Origin of the sequence: Stenotrophomonas sp. PS02300 (genome assembly GCF_029959395.1) — a bacterium.
GTDB lineage: Bacteria > Pseudomonadota > Gammaproteobacteria > Xanthomonadales > Xanthomonadaceae > Stenotrophomonas > Stenotrophomonas maltophilia_AD.
The window spans coordinates 1-2,882 of the sequence record NZ_JASCOP010000221.1 but is presented as its reverse complement, the minus strand read 5'-3'; the positions used below and the strand labels follow the sequence as shown (position 1 = coordinate 2,882).

Annotated in this window: 4 protein-coding genes and 1 pseudogene; all 5 read right to left on the bottom strand. The window is 56.6% G+C overall.

Going from position 1 to position 2,882, the window contains the following annotated elements:
- Positions 1 to 183 (bottom strand): annotated as a pseudogene (locus tag QMX79_RS20485) (phosphotyrosine protein phosphatase); the annotation flags it as partial.
- Positions 184 to 694: 511 nt separating this feature from the next.
- Entirely contained in the window at positions 695 to 892 is a 198-nt protein-coding gene (locus QMX79_RS20480; RefSeq protein WP_282248419.1) for a hypothetical protein, read from the bottom strand.
- A gap of 40 nt (positions 893 to 932) precedes the next feature.
- Positions 933 to 1,349, bottom strand: a complete 417-nt coding sequence (locus tag QMX79_RS20475) for a hypothetical protein (RefSeq protein WP_282248417.1) — start codon at positions 1,347 to 1,349, stop codon at positions 933 to 935.
- 799 nt (positions 1,350 to 2,148) lie between these two features.
- Entirely contained in the window at positions 2,149 to 2,460 is a 312-nt protein-coding gene (locus tag QMX79_RS20470; protein WP_282248416.1) for a hypothetical protein, read from the bottom strand.
- A gap of 58 nt (positions 2,461 to 2,518) precedes the next feature.
- Positions 2,519 to 2,728, bottom strand: coding sequence for a hypothetical protein (locus QMX79_RS20465; RefSeq protein WP_282248415.1), 210 nt, complete (start codon positions 2,726 to 2,728; stop codon positions 2,519 to 2,521).
- Positions 2,729 to 2,882: the final 154 nt, after the last annotated feature.

Genomic DNA, 2,882 nt, shown 5'->3' with positions numbered 1-2,882 from the left:
GTGCTTGGGTTCCATGACAAGAATGACATCGGCCCAGCGGATGTCCGCTGGGCCGATCGGTCTACGGGCGTGCGGGCTGGTGCCCGCCGAGCGGGCGCTGAAGCCCGCACGGTGTTGCCAGACGGCCTCACCCGTTGGACTGCGCAGCTGGTTACGGCTGCATACGAACAGCAAATTGGTCATTGTTGCTCCAACAACTGCCGGGTGCTGCGAACCGGATAGGCGATGCCCAGCTGCCGCGCGCGGATAAGCTTGCACCCCCGCGTGTACAGCAGCTTCCAGTTCTTCTCGGGCTTGAACTTCGTCGAGTGCGCGACTCGATCACCGCCACAGTTGCGAGCCTTCGTACGCCTCCAGGCGCGGTTTCTTTCCATTTCCATGGTCATTCTCTCGTGAGTACCGGGTTCAGCAGCCGCGGTAGTACGAGTTAGCGGATCATATCCCAACAATGCTTCGTTGGTACAGCCGCGTCGATCATTAACACTTGGGGCAGGGCGGCAGCCAGCTTGGATGGACGATGCCCAGGGTAGAGCTGCACCACGTTCGGTTGGCACTCTACCCGCATCGCCCGGTCAGGAAGAAGGCATCTACGACACTTAGTAGAAGCTCTACCAGGTCTTCGCCCGAATCACGTGAACATCAGATTTTCGCAAAAGGCGAACGTGAGCGCTGCAGACGGGCCGCGCCCCAGACTTCATTGATCTGCAGCGACCAGATCGTTGGAAAGATAGCGCTTTCCAATCTTCTTTCCGTCGACCTCGATGTAGTAGTTGTAGCAAGCGTCCTTGTAGTGCCAGATGACACGCCAAACGTTCCCAGTCCGCGCCGTAGCGTTTCGCTCATTGACGCAGACCGATACACGCTGGCCCACATTGAAGTCCTGCAGCGACACCATGCTATCCCTCAGATATTCAGGTTGAGTCAAGAGTGGATCACACCAGCTGCCGATCAACTAAAACCTCATCCAACATTTCACAGGACTGAGCAACTACATGTATCGCCACCTTGCTTGAGTGCAGGAACAATCTGTAATGCCTCAAGCTCTCACCTCCTGGAGCAGCAGCCACCATTGCCAGCAATTCGGACTGCCCATACTCAACCAGCGAGTTCAGCAGTGATATATCTCTACCCTCACTGAAGAAGCTATATCCTGGAAATGGCGTCTTAATAAAGTACCTTGCCCCAAGGAAGCCGATGGTACGTTTACACTCTCCCGGAGCGTCGTCCTTCTCGTAGAAGATTTCCAGATTCAACCTGCCATCCGCATACAACATCTCAAATCTGGAATCCCCATCCAATGGAAGAACTTCATCCAGGTCAATCACGCTTCTCGCGCCATGGAGCTTCATGTTTCTTTACCTTCTCGCTTCGCTGACAGAGCCGGGGCGAATCGCCCAGGGTTTTTGTAGGCAATCGTCAACCGTCTAGCGCGCACTGCTACTCGAACTCCACCGGACCCAGCGCACTTTGGAACGACGTGGCAGCATGCGTCAGCTGTGCCGGAATCCGTCGGTCACTGGCCGGGCAGGAGCTACCACACAGACATCCAATCGTTGTCGTCCAGGTATGAAATAAATGCATCGATTGACTCCGGGGCCAAGTCAAACGTGGTTCGATAACCTCCCTTTGGATGCACCTCTATGATCTTCACATGCTCTACGCCAGGACCGGAACTGAGCACCTGAAGTAATTCTCTGCGCTCCGCGTCCGTGTGTTCAGTCGAAGTCTGGCGTCGCATCAAACGATGGTATTGCTTCATCTCAGTCCTCAGCCTGGTCACCTTCTTCATTGTGTTGACAGCAGACACCTGGAAACCAGGCCTAAATCGAGCCCGACAGGCTTTGCTGCCCTCAGCTAATCACCGTTCTGGTCCGAGAGCCCCAGCTGTCGTTCCAGCCATGTAAGGAACTCTTCTTCCGAGATGGGATCAGGATAGCGGTTCCACTCGTTCCAATAACGGTCAACCATTCTCGACCAGTCGCGAGCGACCTGGCCAATTGCTGTGTGACCGCCCCAGAACTTTACAGCCGTGGCTAGATAAACGGTGCTTCCGTAGAGCTCCTGGATGGAGCATGTGCCCTCCAGGTAGCGCCGGCCAGCCTCAAGCATTCGGCGAACCTCTCTTAGTTCGATCATTCTGCTATACCGCTACCTGTGCTCCAACCGTGCCAGCCACGATTCATAGAGCTCAGCATCCAATACCCTACCCTTGGCATTAAGAAAATCTGCCTCGAACTGCAGCGCGACTTCGTATGCAACTTCTCGCGCGCTCCCAGCCTCGACGTGCCCGCTCCTGAATTCAGTCCAGCTATCTATTGCAGAGAACAGCTCGTAACACCAATCAGCAATGGCCTGGTCCGTGAACCTCGCCTCCTCTCCGTCTCTGCCCTCGCGCAGGAGCTCTAAGAGGCTGTTCACGGACAGCGGGAAGTCAGACAGGGTGATTTTGGTGGCGACCATATCTTCTCCGGTTGTCCGGCTAGGTTCAGAGGAAATCGTTAGCACCAGGCGCGCTCGCCTACGGGTTCCAGATGGCGAAGCTTCCGTCGGAGTTCACGCCGCAAAGGGCGAGCTGGCCCCGCCAGTCAACGAGGATCAGCCCTTCCGCCGAATGCAGCATCGCGAAAGCTTGGGAGAGCTGAACATCGTCGCCGTACAGCAGTGCGCCGAGCGCCATAATGCCGCGGTCGTCTGCAAGCCCGTACTGCAGCAGCTCCGGTGACGGCATGATCGAGAATCGCGTAGGCCAATGCGTCAGCCGCAACCGTGGGCATGCTGTAAGCGATCGAGGCCAGGTCAACTTTCCCGGGCTCTGCTCCGCTGCTCTTCGATCCAAGCGATGACTTCAGTCGATCCAGCCAACCCATGTCCAGCCCCCCCCC

Bases quoted from the DNA above. Each gene is read 5' to 3' on its own strand.
- QMX79_RS20475 (WP_282248417.1), bottom strand. From the start codon at position 1,349: ATGAAGCTCCATGGCGCGAGAAGCGTGATTGACCTGGATGAAGTTCTT.
- QMX79_RS20470 (WP_282248416.1), bottom strand. From the start codon at position 2,460: ATGGTCGCCACCAAAATCACCCTGTCTGACTTCCCGCTGTCCGTGAAC.
- QMX79_RS20465 (WP_282248415.1), bottom strand. From the start codon at position 2,728: ATGCCGTCACCGGAGCTGCTGCAGTACGGGCTTGCAGACGACCGCGGC.